25 protein-coding genes are annotated in these 22,463 nt (G+C 68.2%); 12 read left to right on the top strand and 13 right to left on the bottom strand.

Features of this window, described 5'->3' with window-relative positions; all coding sequences use genetic code 11:
* Window positions 1-10: 10 nt before the first annotated feature.
* The 5 genes from ACIQ7M_RS37320 to ACIQ7M_RS37300 all read right to left on the bottom strand — a co-directional run bounded on the left by ACIQ7M_RS37320 (window position 11) and on the right by ACIQ7M_RS37300 (window position 2,907).
* Window positions 11-409 (bottom strand): DUF4440 domain-containing protein, encoded by a 399-nt coding sequence (locus ACIQ7M_RS37320; RefSeq protein ID WP_403652662.1) that lies wholly within the window; start codon window positions 407-409, stop codon window positions 11-13.
* Window positions 410-440: 31 nt separating this feature from the next.
* The gene (locus tag ACIQ7M_RS37315; protein WP_403652659.1) at window positions 441-1,004 is read right to left on the bottom strand and encodes a family 16 glycosylhydrolase; all 564 of its coding nucleotides are present in this window, start codon (window positions 1,002-1,004) and stop codon (window positions 441-443) included.
* 36 nt (window positions 1,005-1,040) lie between these two features.
* A complete protein-coding gene (locus ACIQ7M_RS37310; RefSeq protein WP_403652656.1) occupies window positions 1,041-1,196 on the bottom strand; it encodes a hypothetical protein in 156 nt (51 codons plus the stop codon).
* Between the two features lie 211 nt (window positions 1,197-1,407).
* Window positions 1,408-1,977, bottom strand: a complete 570-nt coding sequence (locus ACIQ7M_RS37305; protein WP_403652653.1) for a hypothetical protein — start codon at window positions 1,975-1,977, stop codon at window positions 1,408-1,410.
* A gap of 168 nt (window positions 1,978-2,145) precedes the next feature.
* Window positions 2,146-2,907, bottom strand: coding sequence for a DeoR/GlpR family DNA-binding transcription regulator (locus ACIQ7M_RS37300; protein WP_403652650.1), 762 nt, complete (start codon window positions 2,905-2,907; stop codon window positions 2,146-2,148).
* A 90-nt stretch (window positions 2,908-2,997) separates the two neighbouring features.
* On the opposite strand from ACIQ7M_RS37300, the gene ACIQ7M_RS37295 reads away from it, so the two are divergent.
* On the top strand, window positions 2,998-4,242 hold the full coding sequence (locus ACIQ7M_RS37295; RefSeq protein WP_403652647.1) for an MFS transporter: 1,245 nt from the start codon (window positions 2,998-3,000) through the stop codon (window positions 4,240-4,242).
* A 272-nt stretch (window positions 4,243-4,514) separates the two neighbouring features.
* Window positions 4,515-5,504 carry an aldo/keto reductase gene (locus ACIQ7M_RS37290; protein ID WP_386977720.1) on the top strand — a complete coding sequence of 330 codons (990 nt, stop codon included), beginning with the start codon at window positions 4,515-4,517 and terminating at the stop codon, window positions 5,502-5,504.
* Window positions 5,505-5,720: 216 nt separating this feature from the next.
* On the opposite strand, the gene ACIQ7M_RS37285 is transcribed toward ACIQ7M_RS37290, so the two are convergent.
* Window positions 5,721-6,086, bottom strand: a complete 366-nt coding sequence (locus ACIQ7M_RS37285) for a signal peptidase I (RefSeq protein ID WP_403652643.1) — start codon at window positions 6,084-6,086, stop codon at window positions 5,721-5,723.
* A gap of 62 nt (window positions 6,087-6,148) precedes the next feature.
* Window positions 6,149-7,303: a M48 family metallopeptidase gene (locus tag ACIQ7M_RS37280; protein WP_403652640.1), complete on the bottom strand. Its 1,155-nt coding sequence runs from the start codon at window positions 7,301-7,303 to the stop codon at window positions 6,149-6,151.
* Window positions 7,304-7,801: 498 nt separating this feature from the next.
* Between ACIQ7M_RS37280 and ACIQ7M_RS37275 the strand changes: the two genes are divergently transcribed.
* From ACIQ7M_RS37275 to ACIQ7M_RS37240, 8 genes are all read left to right on the top strand, one after another.
* Window positions 7,802-8,506, top strand: coding sequence for an HAD family hydrolase (locus ACIQ7M_RS37275; protein ID WP_403652637.1), 705 nt, complete (start codon window positions 7,802-7,804; stop codon window positions 8,504-8,506).
* A 206-nt stretch (window positions 8,507-8,712) separates the two neighbouring features.
* On the top strand, window positions 8,713-9,075 hold the full coding sequence (locus tag ACIQ7M_RS37270) for a hypothetical protein (protein WP_403652634.1): 363 nt from the start codon (window positions 8,713-8,715) through the stop codon (window positions 9,073-9,075).
* 564 nt (window positions 9,076-9,639) lie between these two features.
* Window positions 9,640-10,851: a M4 family metallopeptidase gene (locus ACIQ7M_RS37265; RefSeq protein ID WP_403652631.1), complete on the top strand. Its 1,212-nt coding sequence runs from the start codon at window positions 9,640-9,642 to the stop codon at window positions 10,849-10,851.
* A 69-nt stretch (window positions 10,852-10,920) separates the two neighbouring features.
* Window positions 10,921-11,223, top strand: a complete 303-nt coding sequence (locus ACIQ7M_RS37260; RefSeq protein WP_403652628.1) for a protealysin inhibitor emfourin — start codon at window positions 10,921-10,923, stop codon at window positions 11,221-11,223.
* A 41-nt stretch (window positions 11,224-11,264) separates the two neighbouring features.
* A complete protein-coding gene (locus ACIQ7M_RS37255) occupies window positions 11,265-11,846 on the top strand; it encodes a hypothetical protein (protein WP_403652625.1) in 582 nt (193 codons plus the stop codon).
* Entirely contained in the window at window positions 11,734-12,855 is a 1,122-nt protein-coding gene (locus ACIQ7M_RS37250; protein WP_403652622.1) for a hypothetical protein, read from the top strand. The genes ACIQ7M_RS37255 and ACIQ7M_RS37250 overlap by 113 nt, the downstream gene beginning before the upstream one ends.
* Window positions 12,801-13,568: an alpha/beta fold hydrolase gene (locus ACIQ7M_RS37245; protein ID WP_403652786.1), complete on the top strand. Its 768-nt coding sequence runs from the start codon at window positions 12,801-12,803 to the stop codon at window positions 13,566-13,568. Before ACIQ7M_RS37250 ends, ACIQ7M_RS37245 begins: the two co-directional genes overlap by 55 nt.
* Before the next feature lie 105 nt (window positions 13,569-13,673).
* The gene (locus ACIQ7M_RS37240) at window positions 13,674-14,591 is read left to right on the top strand and encodes a LysR family transcriptional regulator (protein WP_403652620.1); all 918 of its coding nucleotides are present in this window, start codon (window positions 13,674-13,676) and stop codon (window positions 14,589-14,591) included.
* Between the two features lie 5 nt (window positions 14,592-14,596).
* On the opposite strand, the gene ACIQ7M_RS37235 is transcribed toward ACIQ7M_RS37240, so the two are convergent.
* From ACIQ7M_RS37235 to ACIQ7M_RS37215, 5 genes are all read right to left on the bottom strand, one after another.
* Window positions 14,597-15,796: an ABC transporter ATP-binding protein gene (locus ACIQ7M_RS37235; RefSeq protein WP_403652617.1), complete on the bottom strand. Its 1,200-nt coding sequence runs from the start codon at window positions 15,794-15,796 to the stop codon at window positions 14,597-14,599.
* Window positions 15,797-15,834: 38 nt separating this feature from the next.
* The gene (locus ACIQ7M_RS37230) at window positions 15,835-16,668 is read right to left on the bottom strand and encodes a carbohydrate ABC transporter permease (protein ID WP_355773503.1); all 834 of its coding nucleotides are present in this window, start codon (window positions 16,666-16,668) and stop codon (window positions 15,835-15,837) included.
* Complete coding sequence (locus ACIQ7M_RS37225; RefSeq protein WP_355773508.1) at window positions 16,668-17,510, bottom strand: sugar ABC transporter permease; 843 nt, start codon at window positions 17,508-17,510, stop codon at window positions 16,668-16,670. The genes ACIQ7M_RS37230 and ACIQ7M_RS37225 overlap by 1 nt, the downstream gene beginning before the upstream one ends.
* 95 nt (window positions 17,511-17,605) lie before the next feature.
* Complete coding sequence (locus ACIQ7M_RS37220) at window positions 17,606-18,877, bottom strand: ABC transporter substrate-binding protein (RefSeq protein WP_403652613.1); 1,272 nt, start codon at window positions 18,875-18,877, stop codon at window positions 17,606-17,608.
* Window positions 18,878-19,239: 362 nt separating this feature from the next.
* Window positions 19,240-19,593 carry a ferrous iron transport protein A gene (locus ACIQ7M_RS37215; RefSeq protein ID WP_403652610.1) on the bottom strand — a complete coding sequence of 118 codons (354 nt, stop codon included), beginning with the start codon at window positions 19,591-19,593 and terminating at the stop codon, window positions 19,240-19,242.
* Window positions 19,594-19,953: 360 nt separating this feature from the next.
* Here ACIQ7M_RS37215 and ACIQ7M_RS37210 point away from each other — a divergent pair, with 360 nt between their 5' ends.
* Together ACIQ7M_RS37210 and ACIQ7M_RS37205 are read left to right on the top strand one after the other, a co-directional pair.
* Window positions 19,954-20,730, top strand: coding sequence for an endonuclease/exonuclease/phosphatase family protein (locus ACIQ7M_RS37210; protein ID WP_403652607.1), 777 nt, complete (start codon window positions 19,954-19,956; stop codon window positions 20,728-20,730).
* Between the two features lie 227 nt (window positions 20,731-20,957).
* Window positions 20,958-21,398: a DoxX family protein gene (locus ACIQ7M_RS37205; RefSeq protein WP_403652604.1), complete on the top strand. Its 441-nt coding sequence runs from the start codon at window positions 20,958-20,960 to the stop codon at window positions 21,396-21,398.
* A 186-nt stretch (window positions 21,399-21,584) separates the two neighbouring features.
* On the opposite strand, the gene ACIQ7M_RS37200 is transcribed toward ACIQ7M_RS37205, so the two are convergent.
* Window positions 21,585-22,136, bottom strand: a complete 552-nt coding sequence (locus ACIQ7M_RS37200; RefSeq protein ID WP_403652601.1) for a YciI family protein — start codon at window positions 22,134-22,136, stop codon at window positions 21,585-21,587.
* Between the last annotated feature and the right edge of the window lie 327 nt (window positions 22,137-22,463).

The following is a 22,463-nucleotide window of genomic DNA, read 5'->3' as shown; positions in this document are numbered from 1 at the left end:
TCGTGTGCGGTCAGGGCCGGTCGTACCAGGCGACCGCCGCGATCCGCCAGCCCTGTGAAGTGCGTACGAACTGGATGGTCTTGGTGCCGTCTCCCTCGAACCTCCGGCCGTCCAAGGTCCCGGACTTGCGGTATTCGCTGAACCGGGACGCGATATCGCCCGCGATCTCCGTCCGTTCGGAGGTCTCCCACTCGGAGAACTCGACCAGGCGGCCCTCGGTCAGCAGGTGCCGGCGTGGCTCGATGAACTCGTCCACCGTGTAGACGGTGAATTCGGGGCCGGTCTTGACGATCACCCCGCCGGGGAGAACGAGTCGCCTGATCCGGTCCACGTCGGCGGCCAGGCCGCCCCGGTTGTCGAAGGCACCGAAGAACTCGGTGGTCAGGGCGTCTATCTCGGTCTTGGACATGGCGCGACGGTAACAGCCGGGAGGGGGCGGCTCAGGGGTAGTACGGGGTGTACGTGATCGCGGAGACCTTGAGGTAGCGGGCACCGTCCGCGGTGGCCCAGGTCGAGGAGTCCGGGTTGCCCGGCCAGTCACCGCCCACCGCCGTGTTGACGATGAAGTGCATGCCGACGCCCGGAGCGGTGGTGTACCACTTGGTCCCCTGGAAGACGCCGTCCACCCAGAAGTCGATGCGGTCGGGCCACCAGCTGAACGCGTAGACGTGGAAGCTGTTGGTCCAGCCCGCCGAGTTGTTCACGGCCCACTGGGTCTGCGCGTTACTGGTGTCGTGGAAGGTCTGGTAAACGGTGTTGGGACGGGACCCGACGATCTCGGCCGCGTCGAACTCGGGGAGCCAGGGGTTCAGATAGGCCGCCCATACCGCCGGAAGCAGTCCCTGCCCATTGGGCATGTTCGCGGTGAAGCTGTACGTGCCGTAGCCGTACAGGGCCTTCGACTCCACACGGCCGGAGTAGTAGACCCCGCCACCCGCGTTGTACGTCTTGATCATCAGGGTGCCGCCGTCGTACCAGACACAGTCCGGCGTGTACGTCTCCAACTCGTTGTTGGCCGTCCACCTGCCGCTGATGAGGTTTCAGGAGTTGACGGTCTGCGGCGTGCCCCAGGAGGCGGCGTGCGCGGGTTGCTGCGCCGCGATGAGCATCACGCACGCGGCGAACACGGCGCCCAGGAACCACTTGGGCCGTACGAGGCCTGCGAACCACCTGGGCCGTACGAAAGTTGTCGTCATCGGAGCTCCGTTGCTCGATGGGTGAGACGACGCGTGGGAGCGGTCCCACGCTCTCCTCCGGAACGTAGGAGATTGTTCAGAACCTGACAAGAGTTGCGGCACGGCTTGCTTCATTCATTCCGGAAATGAACGAACGGCCGCGATGTCGCGGTCGTCTCGGCGACCGCGCGTTGCCCAACCGGTTCCCGGACGTGGTGAGTTCCGGAGGGTGTTACCGGACGGCAGTGGCCCGTGGATCGACCTCGCAGTGATCGATCCGGTCCACGCCGCCCCCGGCGCCGGCGACGGGCACCCGGTAGGTCGTCCTGTCCTTCGCGGGCACCGAGACCTGATCGCCACTCTCGATGACGGTGCCGCCGTTCCGGTCCTTGAAGCTGACCTTCAGGGCGAAGACGCCGTCGCGTCCGTTCGGATTCCTGATCTCGACGGTCGCATACGGGTCGTCCGTGCTCGCGCAGTGGACGAGCACGGCGGTGCCGGCCTTCAGGGGTTGGGCGGTACGGCTGGGGGAGGGAGTGGCGGTGGTCGCACGGTGGGTGGGACGGGAACGGTACGTGGGTCCGCCGCTGTCACCCGTACTCGTCCCGTAGTCGTCGCTGCCACCGGACGAGCCGCTGCTGCCCGACGTGGACGAACTGTCGTGGTCCTGGCTGGAACTGCTGCAACCGCCCCCGCTGTGATGGCCACGGCTCCCGTGACGGCCCGACGAGAATCCGGTCAGGGCCAGCACGACCAGTGCCGACACCGCGGTGAATCTGAGCCTGCGCCCCCGTATGTGCATGTCACCACCCTACTGACGGTCATCGGGCCCACCCTCGCGAGGGTGGGTCGACCCGTTCCGGCCGCTGCGATGTCGGTGCCGACATCCGGCCCTTCCTGCTCGTAGGGCTTTGGTGACCCCGGCGGCCACGACGACCCCGGTGGATGCCTGGGCCGCGCGGAGGGGTGGTCAGACGGTTTTGACGATGGTGCCGCCGCTTTCGAGCGCGGCCAGTTCCTCGGTGGGTGCGGTGGTGTCGGTGACGAGGGTGTGCACAAGCGTGGACGGGCCGACGTAGGCGTAGGCGGTGCGGCCGAACTTGCTGCCGTCGGTGGCGAGGACGAGGCGACGCGACGAGGTGATGCCCGCCTTCTTCACCGCGGCCTCGTCGAGGTCGTAGGCGGTCAGGCCGTCGGCCGCGCTCAGTCCGCAGCAGCCCATGACCGCGGTGTCGAAACGCAGGGCTGCCAGGGAAGCGAGAGTGAGCGGGCCGGTGAGGGCTCCCTCGGCGGCGCGGGGCTGTCCGCCGGGCACCACCAGCGTTGCCGTGCCGGGTGTCTCACCGAGCAGGTGGATGGCTTGCAGGGACAGCGGCATCACGGTGACGGGGCGCTCGCGCAGGAGGCGGGCGACCTCCAGGCAGGTGGTGCCGCTGTCCAGCAGGACGCTCTCGCCGTCGGCGATCAGCGCGGAGACCTCGGCGGCGATCCGGCGCTTGGCGTCGACCGACTCGTTGGTGCGCAGTGCGAACGGGGGCTCCTCGCCCCTGAGGAGCAGCGTGCGCGCGCCGCCACGGACGCGTTCGAGGACACCCTGGCCGGCCAGGGTGTCGAGGTCGCGCCTGATGGTCATCTCCGAGGCGCCGGTCAGCTCCGCGAGTTGCTGGACCGTCGCGCCGCCGGAGTCCCTGACGGCCTTCGCGATCAGCCCGTGCCGCTCTGCGTTGCTCATACCGGGATTGAACACCACGGCACAATGAACATGCAATGTGTTCAAGACTCGCACTTTCGAACATCGAAATCGTTCGTTACGGTGTGCGGCATGCAACCTTCGCTCAGAGCCGCCCGCGTGGCGACCTATGTCTACTTCGTCCTGTGCGGCACCCTCATGGGCGCCTGGGTGGTGCACATTCCCGCCGCGGAGGAGCGCGTGGGCGTCAGCCACGCGACGCTGGGCGGCCTGCTGGTCCTGCTCGGGCTCGGGGCCTTCGCCGGGATGCAGGTGGCGGGCCCCCTGACCGACCGCCTCGGCGCACGCGTCGTGGTCCCGGCCGGCGGAGTGCTCTGTGGCGCGGCCCTGATTCTGCCCGGTCTCGCCGAGACCCCCTGGGCGCTGGCGGGAGCGCTGCTGGCCTTCGGGTTCTGCAACGGCTGCCTGGACGTGAGCATGAACGCCCACGCCGTCCACGTGGAGAAGGCGTACGGCCGGCCCGTCATGTCGGGCTTCCACGCCACGTTCTCCGTCGGCGGTGTCATCGCCGCCCTCGTCGCGGCCGGAGCCGCGCGTGCGGGCGTGAGCCCGGTCCCGAGCATGGCCGCGCTGGGAGCCGTGGGCATCGTGATCGCCCTCGCGTCGGCGCGCGCCCTGTTGCCGATGGCCCCGGCAACCGTCGCCGCCGCCCCGGACCCGGAATCCGACCCGGACTCGGGCTCCCGCTCCGCGGACGCGGCCGAGGCATCACCGGCGGGCACGCCCCGCGGCGGTAAGCGCCGCGTCTGGCTCCTCGCCGTCCTGGCGCTGATGGTCATGCTGTGCGAGGGCGCCGCCAACGACTGGAGCGCCCTGCACCTCAAGGACGTCCTCGGCGCGCCGGCCAGCACGGCCGCCTTCGCCTATGGCACGTTCGCCGCGGCCATGACCATCGGCCGGCTGCTCGCCGACCGCCTCGTGGCCCGGTTCGGCTCCATGGCGGTCCTGCGCCACGGCGCGGCCATGGCGGCCGTCGGCATCACGCTCGTGGCTCTCGGCCCGTGGATGTGGGCCGCGTTCGCGGGCTGGGCACTGTTCGGCCTGGGCCTGTCGGGCACCGTCCCCCAACTGTTCAGCGCGGCCGGGCACGCCGATCCCGCGGCCGCCGGCGCCAACGTCTCCCGCGTCGCCGGACTCGGCTACGTCGGCATGCTCGCCGGTCCCGCCGTCATCGGCTGGCTGACCCACCTGGTCGCCCTCAACCACGCCTTCATCCTGCTGACCCTGCTGTGCGTGACCACCGCCGTTGCCGCCGGGACCCTGCGCACCGGATCCGACAGCACACCCCGGAAGGATCTGGCACCCGTCGGCCGCTGACCGCGTGTGCGGCCCGCCGGACAGGGTGAAGTCGGGGCAAGGACGTATCCGGGGCCGCGCCGGTACGTCCTCGTCGAGGTGATCTCGGCGTGAGAGCCGACTTGCGCTGGAGTGCGCTCCAGGTCGTAGCGTCGCAGACACCACGGCGCACGAAACCTGCGGCCCCGGCCCCTCACGGGATGCCCGGCCGTGGAAATCGTCGCTGGATGGATGAAGGGCTTCGTCGCCCGATGAACGACATGACGCGTGTGCACAGAAAACTGGGAGACGGCATGCAGAAGCGCAGCCTGCGGGACCTTCAGGTATCGGCCATCGGCTTGGGATGCATGGGCATGTCCGCCTTCTACGGATCCACGGATCAGGAGGAGGCGGTCGCGACCATCCGGCACGCCCTCGACCTCGGGGTGAACTTCCTCGACACCGCGCAGATGTACGGGCCGCTCACCAACGAGTCGCTCCTGGGCGAGGCGATCCGGGGGCGCCGCGAGGAGTACGTGATCGCGACGAAGTTCAACTACCGGATGGACGACGCCGTACCCGGCGACATCAGCACGGTCGGACCGCAGGACGGCTCGGCCGGGCACGCCCGAAGCTCGGTCGAAGGCTCCCTTCAGCGTCTGGGGACCGACTACATCGACCTGTACTACCAGCACCGGGTCGACCCGAACGTACCCATCGAGGAGACCGTCGGCGCGCTGGGCGAACTGGTCGCCGAGGGCAAGGTGCGCGCCATCGGCCTGAGTGAGGCGAGCGCGGAGACCATCCGGCGCGCCAACGCCGTGCACCCGATCACCGCGGTGCAGAGCGAGTACTCGCTGTGGTCCCGGGACGTGGAGGCCGAGGTGCTGCCCGCCTGCCGTGAGCTGGGCATCGGCTTCGTGCCGTACTCGCCGCTCGGCCGTGGCTTCCTCGCGGGCCGGTTCACCTCGCCGGACGAGCTGGACGCGAACGACTGGCGCCGCCAGAACCCGCGCTTCCAGGACGCCAACATCGAGGCGAACATGCGGCTCGCGGCCAAGGTGAAGGAGATCGCCGCCGAGAAGGACGTGTCCCCGGGCCAGCTCGCCATCGCCTGGGTACTCGCCCAGGGTGAGCACCTGGTGCCGATCCCCGGCACCAAGCGTCGCAGCTACCTGGAGCAGAACGCCGCCGCGGTCGACATCGAGCTGACCAAGGACGACCTGGCCCGCATCGACGCGGAGCTGCCTGAGGCGGCGGGAGAACGCTACGACGAGGCCGGTATGCGATCCGTCAATCGCTAGAACCTGCCAGGCGTCGCCGGGCAGGCGCGACGTCGCGGGCACGGCCTGGCATCGGGCTGCCGGCAGCCACTGCCGGGTCCGGTCCTGCCGGCATCGGAACCGCCGCCTTCGCCGCGGCCGCGGGCCCCCGCCCCGGCCGCGGCGGCAGGGCACACAGGGACGACGGCGCCGGTAGCCACGCGGGTAATGAGCGGCCAGGGCAAACGTCGCATCGTCCTACTCGGTCGCCTTGTACCCGGGGACCGAGGGCCAGCGGACTGTCAGAACCACGGACTCCTCCTCCGCGAACCAGGAGTGATCGACGCCCCGGCCCCACACGACGTAGTCCCCCTGCTCGGCCAGGAGCACGCTGCGTCCCGGCAGTTCCACCCGGAAACGTCCACTGATCAGGACCAGCAGGGCGGTGCGTTCCTCACCCGTCACCCACTGCGCCCGCTCGTCGCCCTGCGGATGGACGCCCCATTTGATCTCCAGGGCCTCACTGTGTCGGGGGTCGGAGACGTCCTTGAAATGCCCCAGCAGCCACCCCCGGTCCAGTGCCGCGTCCTTGCCCGCGTTGCCCACGTACACGCTGTCGTTCATGGCTCGGAACGTAGCAGCCGACTGCATCGCGCTGGTTCGCGATGGCCGGCACGTCGACAACTTCAGTCCTGGACGCAGTCTTGAACGGTCTTACGAGCCAGTAGGCGCTTCTGTTCGCGGAGTTCGTCCTCGATGGCGGCGGCCTGGGCCGTATCGAGCGTGACGGTGGCCGGGTGCGTCGTCCCCAGAGACAGTCGCGCCATGCGCGGGCCGCTGGCTGGGAGAGCGGAATCCTTGCCCTGTCCGCTCGGCGGGGCGGGATCTTCTGCCGGGACCCCGTTGCCTGGGTTGATGTCATCGCCCTTGCTTCGGGCGCCGTCACGCAGTGATACCACGTGTGCGCCGACCTTCGTCCAAAAGTCTTCGTCCACGTTCTGGGCACTGCCGGTCCAGCCGAACGTCTGCGCTGCGACGGCCAGTCGGTGTACCTCGATGGTGACGCCGTCGGCCAGTCGTCGGTCATGCAAGGCTGAGAGGGCCGCTCGGGTGGAAGCGATACGAGCAGCCGCGGCGTCCGCCTCGAACTCCGCGCGCCGGGCACTTGGCCGTGTGAGCCGGACCAGCAGCCGAACGGCGCCTTTCATCAGCAGACCTGGGATCCACAGCGCCCAATCCGCTGTGCGGCCATGGGCCTTGAACCGCACGGCCGCCACGGCCATCTCATCGGCATACCGGGAGAGCGGGGAGGTGTCGAAGGCCGCGTCCGCCGTGGTGGCCCGGTGTTCCATCTGTTCCACCCCGCCGGCCAAGGCGGCCAGCGCGCTGCCGACCAGCGCCCCACGCCGGACATCGCGAGATGCGAAGTGCCCCAACTCATGTGCGAGAGCGGCGACTCTCTGCTGGGGCGCGAAGGCCAGCCAGAGGGGATAGCCGAGCACCAGTCGCCGTCGGCGTCGTATGCCGTAGGTGGTGGCCCGTACGGAGAAGTCCGTGCTGAGCTGGACGACATCGAGGCGCCGTACGCCCAGCGCATCCGCAACGTCGTCCAACAGGGCGTAAAGGGCAGGCGCTTCCTCCCGCGACAACGTGGGCAGGTCCGGGTCGAGTCTGTCGAAGCGCGGCCGCAAGAGGGTGGCGCACAGGACCAGCACCAGTCCGATCAGCGGCTGCACCACCGTCTTGAGGCGCAGAACGATCAGCAGCAGACCGCCGATCAGCGAACTCGCCGTCAGGATATGCAGCAGGCAGGCGACGCCATAGGCGGCAGCCGTGGACAAACGCTCCCGGTACGGTATGCCGGGCTCAGCCTCAGCCTCAGCAGCCACCCCTCGACCTCGCATGCCGCTCCCCCCGACGGTCACCGAGGGCGAAATGCTCCTCCTCCCGCGGAGTATTGCCAAGGCGGCTTTCCGCCTGGGGGATGCCTCGTTCCGAGGAGGTTCCGACGTGTTCACCTTCGGGCATCGGGGTGGGCGCCCGCCCAGCCGATGACGTCCTCGCACTCCGTGTCTCCTTCAACTGTCCCAAGTTGAACGGCATTCTCATACATCTCAGGATGCGAAGGCGCAACCGAAGGAGGACGATGGAGGAGCCGGGAGTCCGTGCTCGGAGCGCCTGTGCGGCCGCCGGTGGACGGCACGGGCCTCAGGATTTTCGTTGTGGGCGACACCGGCCCCTGCGGCCCCCTTCGCTCCTGAACAGCCTTTCCTGGTATGACCGTTTCGCTTGGGCGCGTGCCGACTCCGGGTCCGGGTTCACCTCGCGGAGGCGTCCAGATGCCCGTGCTCTTCTTTGACATAGGAGCGACCCTGGCCGACGCCCGCGTGGAGGGGGACGGTTCGCTGACGCTGCTGCCCCGACCGCGTGTCCTCGCCGTGCTCGATGAATTCCGCGACGTACGCAAGGGTGTCATTTCCAACCCCGGCCCTGGTGAAGGTGCCGTGGAGCGCGCCCTCTCGGCTCTGCAGGAGGCGTTCCCCGGCCGCTTCGCGGACAGCACGCTCGTGCACTGGGGTTCCAAGGACAACCGGGAGATCTTCGACGACGCGGTCGCCGGCACGGCGGGGGAGGACTCACCGCCCGCGGCGGCCGACGACTGCGTCTTCGTGGGCGAGGATCCCCAGGAGCGCGCGTTCGCGAGGGAAGCCGGGCTGCGTACCGCGGTTCACCCCGTGTTCACCCGCGCCGCGGTGGAGAACCGGCCCGTCTTCCGAGTGCGGATCGAACTGTCCGACGGCCAGGAGCTGACCGCTCTGGAGACCGTCGCGAACCGGACCGAAGTCGTGCCCCTGCACATCACGTCCACCCGGCTCGTGCCGGCCATGGCCAGCACGGCAGGTACCACGGCACTCGAACAGGCCGGATTCACGGTCGACTTGCGGGGACCGGTGGAGGAAGCGGAAACCCCTCTCATCCACGACGATCGTTTCCGCGCTCCCACCCCGGCACCCCGAGCGACTCCAACCGGACTCGGGAGCTGATCGGAGTGAAGTGCAGCCCGAACCGCGGGTGTGCGCCGGCCACGCCTTGATCGCAGAGGTCCTGCAGGTGCCGTAGTTGTCGACGATCGGGTGGACTTGCAGGTGCGCGGGCACCTCCTTGTCGATCCAGAGGTCACGCAACGTCCAACGATCGACCTCTGGCGCAGGGCACTAGTATCCCGACACCGCACAACCATGGGGGGACCATGAACCGCACCGCTGGCGCCATCCTCGCCACCATCGCCGCTCTCACGCTGGCCAGTTGTTCCAACGCTGGCAGTGAACCGAAAGCCACCGTCACCGCAACGAAGACACCCGAACTCAGCGCCAAACAGAAGCGGGCAGCGTGCGTCGAAGCGTGGTCCAAGGCCATCGACAGATGGAACGCCGACACCGACGCTTTGCTCAACTCCGACCCCTACCAGGACGCCAAACCCGCAGAATGCGGAGGTCTGCCAGGTCAGGCCGGGATGTACATAGAGGCACTGCAGACGCGGAACCAGGCGAAGCAGGATGAGATGCAGGCGTGCCTGGACAGTCCGACGTGCACAGCCTTCCCGCTGCCCTAGTGTCCTCCGTCAGTGGTTGATCGTCAGAAGCCACGGAACTTCTGACGATCAACTGCTGGCGCAGGGCACTGGACAGGCGTGAGCGGCATGGCGTGAACACCGAACTCACGCCTGAAGTAACCGAGCGTGCGCGGAAGTTGTTGCCTGAGGAAAGCAGCCGGGCCGGTCCGCGCAATCCAGGGAAACGGGGCCTCGCCCGGGGTGCGCGCCGATGGCACCGAGCGGATACTCGAAGTAGACACGGTTCTCACCTCTTCGGTCATGCGCACGAAGCAGAGAGAGTGAGACCGCTCGCTACACGGCTGAGCCGGCATCCCGGAATTCACCTCGCCGTACAGAGGTGCGGAGCAGGTGGGGCCCGGCGCGTCAGACGCGATTGTCCGGCCACAGTAAACCGTCCGCCTGGCGATCGACACCGTCGATGCGCCGCCTCCGGCGCAGACGATCGACGAGGGCGAGCTCCAGTCGGGATCGGCGTGATTGTTCCGAACGCGGCGAACAACCACGGAACCACATCCGATGAGTGAGGTTTCCCCGCCTCTCCCCATGTACGCGAGGTGTCCCATGACCAGGACCTCCCACCTGCATTGCATCATCCCCCCACACCTGCTCGAGAAGCTTCTGAGCAGTGACGACAGCGAAGTGCGCCAGGTGGCGCTGAACACCATGCTGACCACGGCTCGGTTGCGGGGTGAGCGAGGGATCCGGGCGTCCTTCGCCGGCTTCGCTGCCGCCCCGGGCAACGGCCGGCGGACCGTCTTCGACTGCCAGAACGGCACTTTCCTCCCCTCGGCCGTTCTCGCCCGGTCGGAGGACGGCCCGGAGTCCCCGGACGATTCCGTCAACCGGGCATTCGGCGGACTCGGAACGACACGCGATTTCTACAAGGCGGTGTTCAACCGCAATTCGATCGACGGCCGGGGGATGCGACTGGACGCGTTCGCCCACTTCGGTGAACGCTTCAACAACGCCTTCTGGGACGGCCAACAGATGGTCTTCGGCGACGGGGACGGAAGGATGTTCTCCGACTTCACCGGATCCGTCGACGTGATCGGCCATGAGCTGACGCACGGAGTCACCGAGCTCACCGCGGGACTCAAGTATCACAACCAGTCCGGGGCTCTGAACGAATCCATGTCGGACGTCTTCGGGTCGCTGGTCAAACAGTGGTCGCTGAAGCAGTCGGCCGATGAGGCGGACTGGCTGATCGGGCCTGACATCTTCACCCCGGGAATCGACGCCGACGCCCTGCGGTCGATGAAGGCACCGGGGCACGCGTACGACAACGCCCTGTTCGGCAGGGACCCCCAACCCGACCACATGGAGCACTTCGTTCGACTGCCGGACACCGAGAAGGGCGACCTCGGCGGGGTGCACGTCAACTCCGGCATCCCGAACAAGGCGTTCTTCCTGACGGCGTCGCGCATCGGCGGATTCGCCTGGGAGGCTCCCGGCCTCATCTGGTACGAATCACTCAAGGCTTCCAACGCCGAGACGCAGTTCCAGGAGTTCGCGAACACCACGTACCGGAAGGCCGCGGAATTGTTCGGCGACGACAGCGCCGAACAGCTCGCCGTACTGGCCGCCTGGCAGGATGTCGGAATCCAGATCAGCGGCATCCTGGCAGGCGTCGCCCGCTCGCGGAGCCTTGCCGCCAACCGGAACGGTGGCGCGGGCGGGGACAGGGGAATGGCAACCGTGAGCCAACAGATCGGCGCACTGGCCGCCCAGGTGACGGGGCTGGCCAGGGACGTGACCGCGCTGAAGGGCAAGTGACCGACGGCGGTTGACGCCGGCGGCCTCCAACGGCGAGGCGCCGGTCGGTCGGCCGGGAAGGTGTGCCCGATGAGGGTGACCTGGGAAGCACAGGGAGGCCAGGCGGCCGCGATCCGCCTGGGCCTCCCGCCCAAGGTGCTGGACACCGATGCCCTGACCGAGAGCGCGGCGGGCGAGCTGGACCGGCTCGTGTCGGCAGCCGCCCCCGAGGCCGGGCGCGAACGGCCGAGCCGGGCCAGGGACGCGATGAGCCACACGATCACGGTGGAGGACGGTGGCCGCTCGACCACTCTGACCCAGTCCGAAGCCGCCATGTCCCCGGCGTTCGCCGCTCTGCTCGGCTGGCTCGAAAAACACACAGTGGAGCACTGACACACGCAGGAACGCAGCTCCATCAGGCCGAGGAGAACACCATGGCCGACCATACGCACGCTCCCATCCCGTCCGAGGTCCTGGCGGGCAGGGGACAACCACCACGCGAACCGGTCACGGACCCCACGCTGGGCCTCCCGATCGATCACCCGGAACAGGGCCAGGAGCCACGCCACCGGCTCGTGACGATCGGCGACTCACTCACACACGGGTTCCAGAGCGGAGCGGTCTTCAACACCGACCTGTCCTACCCGGCGATCATCGCTCACGAAATGGGATCCGGCACCGACTTCCGATTCCCCGTGTACCCGGGGTACGGAGGGCTGCCCCTCAACATCGAACTGCTGCTGAGGGAGCTTCAAGAGCGCTTCGGCAAGGACCTGGACTGGTGGGAGGTCCCCCTGGCCCTCTTCCACGCCCGCAGGTTCCTGGACGAGGTCGAGGACTACTGGGAGCGCGGGCCGGGAAGCGTCGTCCCGCAGATCAACGCCGTCACACCACAACCTCTCCGTGTACGGCTGGGACCTGCGCGACGTCCTCGAAAAGAGCGCCAAGATCTGCCAGGACGCCATCGCGACGCCCACCGACAACCTGCTGCGGCAGACCGTGGAGAACAACGGTGACCGCGCGGCACTACGGGTCCTGCCCTCCGGCAGCGTCGACCGAGGCGGAACCATGACGCTGCTGGCGGCCGCCCGCCGCCTCGGTGAGGACCGGCCCACCGGGGAGGGCCACGGAATCGAGACCCTGATCGTCTTCCTCGGCGCCAACAACGCCTTGCAGACAGTGACCCAGCTCAAAGTGGAGTGGAGCGGTGAGGGATACGACGACCTCGAACGCAAGAAGGCGTACACGGTCTGGGATCCCACCCACTTCAAGGACGAGCTGAGGCAAGTCGCCGCCCAAGTACGGCAGATCGCGGCTCGCCACGTCATCTGGTGCACCGTCCCGCACGTCACCATCGCCCCGCTCGCCCGTGGAATCGGCGCCAAGAGCGCTCCAGGGTCCAGGTACTTCCCCTACTACACGCGGCCCTGGATCGACGACGACACCTTCAGCCCCGTCCTTCACCCTCACCTGACGGGGCAGCAGGCGGAGGACATCGACCGGGCCATCGACCTCTACAACGAGGCCATCACCGACCACGTGAGAGCTGCGCGGACGGCGGGGGCGGACTGGCTTCTCATGGACACGGCCGGCCTGCTCGACCGACTCGCCTCCCGCCGGTACATGAAAGACATGACGGCCCAGCCAACGTGGTGGCGGCCCTACCAGCTGCCGCCGCAACTCAAGGCCCTTGCTCCGGAACCGAACTCCCACTTCATCACCAGCGACGGCACACAACGCACCGACGGCGGCCTGTTCTCGCTCGACGGCATTCACCCCACCACCGTCGCCTACGGGATCGTCGCCCAGGAACTGATCAACGTCATGCTCACTGCCGGGGTGCGGTTCCGCCACTCCGACGGCAGCGTGCGGACGGCCCCGGTCACGGTCGACTTCGACCGGCTCATCCGCCGCGACACCCTGGTCAACCAGCCTCCCGGCAACCTGGACTCCACCTTGAACGTCCTCGCCTGGGCGCAGTCGTCGCTCGGCCTCCTCAAACGCACCCTGTACTTCCGCGTCTGACAGGGTCTCCCGGATTCGGTTCCACCATCGTCCTGGACTCGGGCGGCGGCGAGTACTCCTCGCAATGGAAGGACATCGCCCCCAAGCTTCACGCGGCCACCGGCGCCACCGTCATCACCTATGACCGGGCCGGCCTCGGCAAGAGCGACGTGGTGCCCGGCCCGTGGAAGGTCGAGAGCGCTGTCAGTGACCTCGAGGCCGGGCTGAGGCAACTCGGCGTCACCAACGACGTGACGCTGGTGGCCCACTCCCAGGCCGGCGAGATCGCGAACTACCTGGCCAAGGGCAATCCGAAGGTGCTCTCGGGTGCGGTCCTGGTCGACGCCAACCTCCCCCAGTTCTTCACGGACGAGGAGATTCCCCGCCTCGTAGCCGCGACCCAGCCGGCGATCGACGCGGCGAAGAAGGATCCGGAGAAGCCGGCGAACCGCCAGCTCATCTCCACTGCGGAGGGCTTCGCCCCGGCGCACCGGGCATTCCACAAGGTGACGTGGCCGGACTCGGTCCCGGCAACGGTCATGGTTTCTGGGAAGACCCCGTTCGACGGGTCTCCCGAGGACGCCCAGCGCTGGCGTGACGCTGCCGCTTCATTCGCCCAGGAGGCGCCCAACCGAGCGCTCGTCACCGTCAAGGGCGCCTCCCACGAGGTGCCGACGGAACGTCCCGACGTCGTGCTCAAGGCGATCGAAGCCATGTTCGCCGCACAGCACTGAATCTCAGGACACGATCTTCCTACCGACCGGAGGCGTCCCCACAGCGTTCGTTCAGCTCACTGGGCTTCCGCTCGGGTCGGAGTCGTCAAGTGGGCGGAGCGCCCTGTGGCCCGCACGACCCACGCCGATCTCACCCCGCAGGAACTGCGTGTCCTGGTGGCGGTCGCGGACGCCGGAGCCTTCTCGGCCGCCGCCGGGGCACTCGCTCTGACGCAGTCCGCGGTCTCCCACTCGGTACGCGGCAGCGAGCGCAAGATCGGTGCCGTGCTCTTCGACCGCGGCCGCACCGGCGCCCGCCCCACGCCCGCCGGGGACAAGGCCGTTGCCCATGCCCGCCGCGTCCTGCGCCTGCTGGACGTCCTGACCGCCGAGGCGCGCGGTGCTGCCCGGTCCGACACGGTGGAGGGGCCGCTAGGGATCGTGGCCTTTCGCAGCGCGGCTCTCCACCTGCTGCCGCCCGTTCTCCAGCGGCTGCGGGCCCGGCATCCCGGGATCGAACCACGGGTGCGGATCGTACGCGAGGTGGGACGCGGAACGGCCGGCGAAGTGGCCGACGGGAAAGCCGACTTGGCCATCGCCACACTGGGCGGCTCCGTGCCGCTTCCGCCGGGCCTGGTCGCGAACCGACTCCTCGAAGAGCCGTACGCCCTCGTACACCCGACGGGCCACACCGCTCCGCGCTCGCTGCCGCTGGTCGACTGGGCCGAGAACTGCGGCTCCTACACCCGCGACTGGTGGGCGGCACAGGACTGGGTCCCGAAGGTGACCGTCGAGGCCGAGGACGACGGAGCGGTGCTCTCCCTGGTGAGCGCGGGTCATGGCATGGCGATCATGCCGGCGCTCTCCCTGGCCGGAGCGGCGAACACCGTCGGGATCACTGATCTCGGCCTCGAACGCCCCACCCGCCAGGTCGGATACGTCACCACCTCCGAACTGGCCGGAACCGCCGTCGTACGCGCACTGGTGAGGGAACTTCGGGCAACGGTTCCGCACGCGATGAGCCTTCTCAGCGGGGAGGCTTGATCAGGTCACGTGCCGGGTTCGTCGTCGGTCAGCGTCAGGTTGGCCCCGGAAGCCGGGTCGAAGACGTGCATCTTGGTGGTGTCCACCCAGAGTTCGGCCCGGCCGCCCTCGCGTACGCGCGTGGACGCGTCGAGGCGGGTGACGATCTGGTGCCCGCCGGCCCCCGTGTCGGTCGTCCCCGAGTCGGCCGCGAGTTCGGCGAGTTCGGAGGTGGCGGTGGGCTGCCACTCGTCCTCGGTGAAGTACGCGTACACGTCCGATCCGAGGGATTCGACCACGTCGATGTCCACGCTGAACGTCGTACCCGATTCGGCCCTGGCCCGGTCCACGAGAGTGGCGTCCTCGAAGGCTTCCGGGCGCAGCCCCACGATCAGGTCCCTGGGGGCGTTGTGCTGCTCGAGCGTGCGGCGCAGCCGGTCGCCGAGGTCGAGGTCGCCGACCGATGTGCGCAGGCGGCCGCCCTCCGCGGTGGCGTGCAGGAAGTTCATCGCGGGCGAACCGATGAACCCGGCGACGAAGAGGTTCTTCGGCTGCTCGTAGAGGCGTTGAGGCGTTCCGATCTGCTGCACGATTCCGCCGCGCATCACCACCACCCGGTCGCCGAGTGTCATGGCCTCGGTCTGGTCGTGGGTGACGTAGACCGTGGTGCTGCCCAGGCGCTGCTGGAGGCGGGAGATCTGGGTGCGCATCTGGACGCGGAGCTTCGCGTCCAGATTGGAGAGCGGCTCGTCCATCAGGAACGCCTTCGGGTCACGCACGATGGCCCGTCCCATGGCCACGCGTTGGCGCTGGCCTCCGGAGAGGTTGGCGGGCTTGCGCTCCAGATGGTCCGTCAGGTCCAGGATGCGGGCCGCCTCTTCGACCTTCTCGCGGATGGTCGCCTTGTCCACCTTCGCCAGCCGGAGTGCGAAGCCCATGTTGTCGCGCACACTCATGTGCGGGTACAGGGCGTAGCTCTGGAAGACCATGGCGATGTCACGGTCCTTGGGAGTCCTGTCGTTGACGACCTCTCCGTCGATCAGGAGCCGGCCTTCGGTGATGTCCTCCAGCCCGGCGATCATGTTGAGGGTGGTGGACTTACCGCAGCCGGAGGGACCGACGAGGATGACGAACTCACCGTCCCCGACACGGAGGTTGACGTCCTTCACCGCCACCGCACCATCGGGGTAGCGCTTGGTGATGCCTTCGAGAACGATCTCTGCCACGGTCGGTCCTTCTTGTCCTGACGAACGGCTGTCGCCGGTCAGCCCTTGACGGCTCCGGAGGTGAGCCCGGCCACGATGCGCCGCTGGAAGAGCAGCACGAAGACGATGATGGGGATGGTGATCACCACCGCGGCGGCGGCGATCGAACCGGTGGGCTGGGCGAACTGGCTGCTCCCGGTGAAGAAGGCGATGGCCGCCGGCACGGTCCGGGCCGCCGAGGTCGAGGTCAGCGAGATCGCGAAGAGGAAGTCGTTCCAGCAGAAGATGAACACCAGGATCGCCGTGGTGAACACTCCCGGCGCCGCGAGCGGAGCGATCACCAGCCGGAAGGCCTGCGCCGGGGTGGCGCCGTCCACCTTGGCCGCCTTCTCCAGGTCCCAGGGGATCTCTCGGAAGAAGGCCGACAGGGTGTAGATGGCGAGCGGCAGGGAGAAGGTCATGTACGGGATGATCAACCCGGTCCAGGTGTCGAAGATGCCGATGATCCGCTCGATGTTGAACAACGGAGAGACCAACGAGATGGGCGGGAACATCGCGATCAGCAGCGACATCCCGATCAGCAGACTCTTGCCGGGAAACCGGAGCCGGGCGACGGCGTAGGCGGCCATGGTGCCCAGCACGACCGCGATCACCGTGGAGATGAGGGCGATGCCGATGGAATTGATCAGCGCCCGGGTGAACTCGGACGTCTGGAAGATCCCGCGGTAGTTCTCCCAGGTCCACTTGGTCGGGATGAAGCTGCCGTCGGTGAGGGTGCTGGGGTCCTTGAAGGACAGCGCGATGATCCACCAGACCGGGAAGAGCGCGTAGACGATCACGAGGATGTTGACGACGGCCCACCCCGACCTCCGTCGTCGTCCGGCGGCGGACATCAGCGTCCCCCTTCCTGGGCGCCGGGGGCGGCCGCCCCGAACAGTTTGATGAAGGCGAAGGCGATCAACCCCACGCACAGGAAGATCAGGACGGAGATGGCCGACCCGATGCCGAGGTTGAGCGCGGTGAAGAGGTTGTCGTAGCCCAGGATGGACACCGAGCCGGTGTTGTGCGCGCCGGACGTGAGGATGTAGATGTTGTCGAAGATCCGGAAGGCGTCCAGGGTCCGGAAGAGCAGGGCGACCAGGATGGCCGGCTTCATCAGGGGGACGGTCACCAGGAAGAAGCGCTGCCAGGCTCCGGCGCCGTCCACCTGGGCCGCGCGCAGCGTCTCCTCCGGCACGAGGGCGAGACCGGCGAGCAGCAGCAGGGCCATGAAGGGGGTGGTCTTCCACACCTCGGCCAGGATGATCAGACCGATGGCCGGCCACTGTTCGGTCAGCGGCGCGTCACCGGAGGGCAGCAGATCGGCCAGGTAGCCCGTCTCAGGGGTCCAGGCGTACTGCCAGGAGTAGGCGGCGACCACGGTGACGATGCCGTAAGGGATCAGGATGGCGGTACGAACCGTGCCGCGGCCGAAGATGGTGCGATGCATGACCATCGCGAGGGCGAATCCGAGGACGAGTTCCACGGCCACGGAGACCGTCGTGATGAACACCGTCACCCACAGGGCCTGCCACCAGAACTCGGATGACAGGACGGCACCGTAGTTGCTGAAGCCGACGAAGTGCGCCTGCTGCGGGAAGCGCAGATCGTATCGCTGGAGCGAGAGATAGATCGCGTAGACGATGGGGTAGGCGGTGACGGCGAGCATGACGATCACGGCGGGCGCGCAGAGCATCCAGCCCAACCGGCGCTCCTGCCGGGCCCCTTCGGACAGAGCGCGGCCGTCTTTGGGCACCGGTGCGTGCTCAGGGGCGGTCGGAGCCGACTGGGTCACGGGATCAGCCCCTTCGAGTTGAGGGCGTCCTTGATCTGGCCACTGATCTTCTGCACGTCCGGTCTCGGCTGGATCCCGTTCGGCGGCGACAGGGTGTGCGAGATCGCGATGGACACGTTTTGGTAGGCGGGGGTCTTGGGCCGGATGCTGGCATTCTCCAGGGCCGCGAGAACGGTGGAGGCGAAGGGGTAGTTCTTGACCAGCGCGGGGTCCGAGTAGAGCGGGCGGAGCGTGGGCGGCAGGCCGCCCTCGAGCGCCGCGGTCAACTGGTTCTGCCGGTTCCGAAGGCACAGCGCCGCCTCGAAGGCGAACGCGGAGTGACGGGAGTAGGCGCCGATGGCCAGGTCGATGCCACCGATGGTGGGCTTGGCGGGCCGGCCCCGTTCGACCGCCGGGTAGGGCGCCCATCGGAACTGCTTGAAGAGCTTGGGGTTGTTGGCCTTCATCGAGGGATACACGAAGGGGTAGTTGATCTCGAAAGCCGCGCTGCCTGACTCCATGGCCAGCCGGTTCTGGTCCTCCATCTGATTGGACAGGGACGGGTCGGCCGCGGCGGAGGTGGCCAGGGTCTTCATGATGGAGGCCGCGCGCACGGCGGGCGGGCCCAGCTTGGGTGCCGTGGCGGTCGCGTTGAGGATGGAGCCGCCGGCGCTCTCCACCAGCGAGTTGAACCAGACCGTGAGTCCCTCGTACTGCGCGCCCTGGATCTCGACGTAGTGGGGCTTGCCCTGCTTCGCCAGGCGGCCGGCCATCAGGAGCATCTCGGCCCATGTCTCGGGCGGTGTGGGGACCAAGTCCTTGCGGTACCAGAGCAGTTGGGTGTTCGTGTTGTACGGGACGGCGTACAGCCGTCCCTTCCACGTGGCCGTCCGCAGCGGCACCTCCAGGGTGTCCCGGACGGCCGCGGCGCGGTTGCCCCCGGTCCACGGCAGGATCCACTTGGCTTCCGCGAACTCGGCGGGCCAGGTGACGTCCAGTCCGATGATGTCGACCGTGTCGTCCTTGGCGGCCAGCCGGCGCACCAGTTGCTGACGCTGCCCGTCAGCGGTGCGGGGCAGTTTGTTGTAACTGATCCCGTAGCGCCCGCCGGACTGTTTGGAGCAGGCCTTGGCCGCACTGGCCAGCGCACCGGAGTCATCGGGGAAGTTGTACCAGTTGAGCGTCACCGTCCCGCCCCCTCCGCCACCGCAGCCGGCCAGCAGAGCCGCCGACAGGGAGAGAGCGAGCAGAACCCGCAGGAGGCCACGGTTGCCGGACGAAGACGCCACCCCACACTCCTTCCTGACCAGTGCGATAGACCCGGACAGAACGGAGGAGCCCGGACGCCGGAGAGGCTAGGCCCGTACTCGATGCCACCTCGCACGCCACACCGACCGGTCATCCGATCGGACGCGGCGAGCCCGGCCCCTGCCATGCGTCGTAGGTATCAGCCCTCTCGGTACGGAACCGCGCTGAGGGGCGCACATTTTGCCTCTGGGTTGTGTCGCCCCCCCCCACGAGGCGTAGCGCTCTTGTCCGTCTTTCGCGAAGGCCCGGCGTGTGCGGAAGGCGACGGCTTCGGTGCGGCACGGTCAACTGGCATTGGCCAGGAGGGCGCGAAGCGAGCGTGGCAATGTGACCTGTGGCACCTCTACGACGCGAGATCGGACTCGGCCCTCAAGTACCGGCTCCAGATCTGGGCCTTGCGGTAGGGGCCGCACTCATCGCTGTCGTACTGCGGCGTGTCAAAGGTGACCCAGTACAGCAACTCGCCACTGTGCGACTGGACATGTTCGCCGGGCTCGGGCGCACCCATGGCATCGATCGTTCCGGAGAACTCGACCTGCCAAGGACCGTCCCAGTCCGAGGCGCGAACCACCCGGACCCGACTGCCGGGTGCCAACGCACCCGTCGGCCATGTCCGACTCAACGGACGGCCGAGGATACGCTCCATCGCCTGGCGGTCGGCCGAATCCGATGGAGCAGGGTCGGAAGTGTTTGTCATGCCACCCACCTTGGCCGTACCACTTCGGTAGCGCCAGAAGATAAAAGACAAGCTCGATACCGGTCTGCCGTCCAGCGATGTACAAGTGGGCCTCGTCCTGGATCAGGAGGCCGCACAGACGGATGTCTTCCGTCACCACCAGCACGTCGGCCTTGTCCCGCGCGGTGAAGACGAGGGTCGCGGCGACTGGGACCTGTCCCCGCGCGCCCAGGACCGTAGGTCACCGGGGCGCCCGTCCCTCTCCCGGCAGTGTCCATCCACGGCTTCGGGCCCTTCGAACGTATGAATGACCATACGATCAACACCGTGCGTGGCTCCCCGCACGGCCCGGCAGGCCACCGGACGGAAGGTGACAGGTTCGTGAAAGCCCTGCGACTGCTGACCATGAACACCCTCTTCACCGGCGATGTCCCGGCTCGGCTGCGAGCCCTCGGCGCGGCGCTCGCGGAGTCCGACTACGACATCGTCTGCCTGCAGGAAGTCATGTACCGCCGCAACGCCCGGCTGATCCGCCGTGCCGCTCCCGCATACCGGCACTTCGCCTGCTCGGGCACGGTCCTGCTCAAGGGCGGCCTGGTGCTGCTGTCCCGGTGGCCGATCAGCCGGTGGCGGTTCGCGCGGTACCCGATGACCGGCCCGGTGCGCGGCGAGTTCGTCATGCGCAAGGGTGCCCAGGTGGTGTCCGTCGCCACCCCGGACGGTGAGATGGTGGTCGTGAACACCCACCTGTCGGCCAACCGCGACGACGACTGGTCCCCGACGAACCGGTACACGGCGATCGCCGAGGCTGAACTGGCCCTGGTGGCCATGCTGATCGAGGACGTCGGCCCGTCCGTGCCCGTCGCGGTGGTCGGTGACCTGAACGTCCCGCGCGACTCGGCGGTACTCGCGGACTTCGTCGCCGCAACGGGGCTGCGCGACGTCCTCGCCGGCGACATGCGTCCGACCTACCGACCCACCCCGCGATGGCCCTCGCCACCGGCTCTGGACCACGTGCTGGTCCGCGCGGCAGCCGGGGAGAGCCTGACCGGCGGCGCCGACTTCGTGTTCCAGGACGAGGTGACACTGGGCGACGGCCGCCGGGCCCACCTGTCTGACCACTACGGCGTACAGGCGCAGTTGATCCGGTCGAAGTGACACGAAACAGACACCCAGCCGTTCGACGGGGGCGAGCGACCCCACCCCGCACCGCGGGACGGGACAGACTTCGAGGGACGACTGTTGCGGGGCGGCAAACGGCAGGATGATGCGCTGAACCGAAGATCCCACGCGCACGTAAAGGGAAAGGGGACGGGGTCTCTCACAAGACCCGGTCTCTCATGCCACCCGGGTACGCACCCGACCGATTCAAGGAGTACGCACCCATGAGCACCGCCCGCCTGAGCGACCGGCTGTCGAGCCACCAGCCGCTCGTCCTCGGCCTGTTCCGCATCGTCCTTGGCCTGCTCTTCGCGAGCGAGGGCGCTGCCACTCTCTTCGGGATACTGGGGCGGCAGAGCAGCCCCGTCGGCGACTGGCCCTTCTGGTACGCCGGTGTCATCGAACTGGTCTGCGGTGTTCTCGTACTCCTGGGTACCGCTACGCGCGGCGCCGCGTTCCTCAGCTCGGGTGCCATGGCGTTCGCCTACTTCACCGAGCACCAGAAGAACGGCCTCTTCCCCTTGCAGAACGGTGGCCTGTCACCCGCGCTGTTCTGCTGGGGGTTCCTACTCCTGGTCTTCTTCGGACCCGGCGCCCTGTCCCTGTCCGGTCTGCTCCAGGGCAGGGGAATCGCCCGGAGCACAGCCGGCCTCGACGCGGTCTGAGCGCTCGGCCGCCAGGGCAATGGCGGCCGAGCCGGCGTTCTTCGACCTGTACCCGGTTGACGGCCGGGTGAAGTGGCCGGTGCCGTGCGGCCGTTCAGTGGTCGGCGGTCCGGTGTGTGGTCCCGGTCGTGTCGGTGCGGGTCTTCTCGCGGTTCGGTGAGGCGGAGTTGCTCCGAACGTCCTCGGTCAGGAGGGCCGCCCACCGAACTGCCAGTTGTGCACCTCGATGTCGGCGTACCGGTCCGCGGTGAGGACGGCACGTGCCCTCTCCGGGTCCGGCGCCCGGAGCAACACCGCCGTGCCCAGCCAGGTGGTGCCGTCGTCGGACAACAACGGCCCGTAGGCGATCAGTTCGTCCCGCTCGCGCGGTACCGCGAGGTCGGTGGCCTTCCCCGTGCCGAGGCCGATCACCAGATACCGGTTGCCGCCGGTCCGGCCGCCGGGGAAGTCCCACATGGTGCGCCCCAGCATGTTGCGCCACCGTCTCAACAGCACGTCCCGGAAGACACCGGCCTGGTAGTTGGGCTCGTCGAAGACGAACGCGCGGGCGGTGGCGTGATCGGGCAGGTCGAGGATGTGCACGCTTCCGGTGGCTGTGTCGCCGTCGTCGGCGAGGGTCGGGCCCCGGGCGATCATCTCCTTCGCGTACTGGTCCATGTAGGACCAATGCCTTTCCAGCAGTTCGTCGCGCAGCGGCCCGGAGCCGGGCCGGTCGCGGTGGTAGCAGAGGAACTCCATGCCCCTAGCTTCGCTGCGAGGACATGACAGAGCGAGTGATTTTGGCGGTCACGACCACTCGGCGGCCTCGTCCCGCTTCGCGGGCGGCGGCGGGTCTGGTTCAGGCCGGTCCGCCGCGAGCGCCGAGCGACTGGAAGTCGTGGACCAGGACCTCAGGCGTTGACATCTCCACGGGCAGTCGCTTTACTCCCGGACAGCACCGGAGCCGTGCTCCGTGTTCAGAGACACGCCCAGCCGGTATGCAGGCCTCGCGCCACGAGCCCGGCCCAAGTCGCCAGGACGTCATTGACGTGTCCGAGGCGGGGACGTGCCCTCTTCCCCCTGGGA

Source organism: Streptomyces sp. NPDC096324 (assembly GCF_044763015.1).
In the GTDB taxonomy this organism is placed as follows: Bacteria; Actinomycetota; Actinomycetes; order Streptomycetales; family Streptomycetaceae; genus Streptomyces.
Note: the sequence above shows the minus strand (reverse complement) of the source record. Positions and strands in the feature narration are given on the sequence as shown.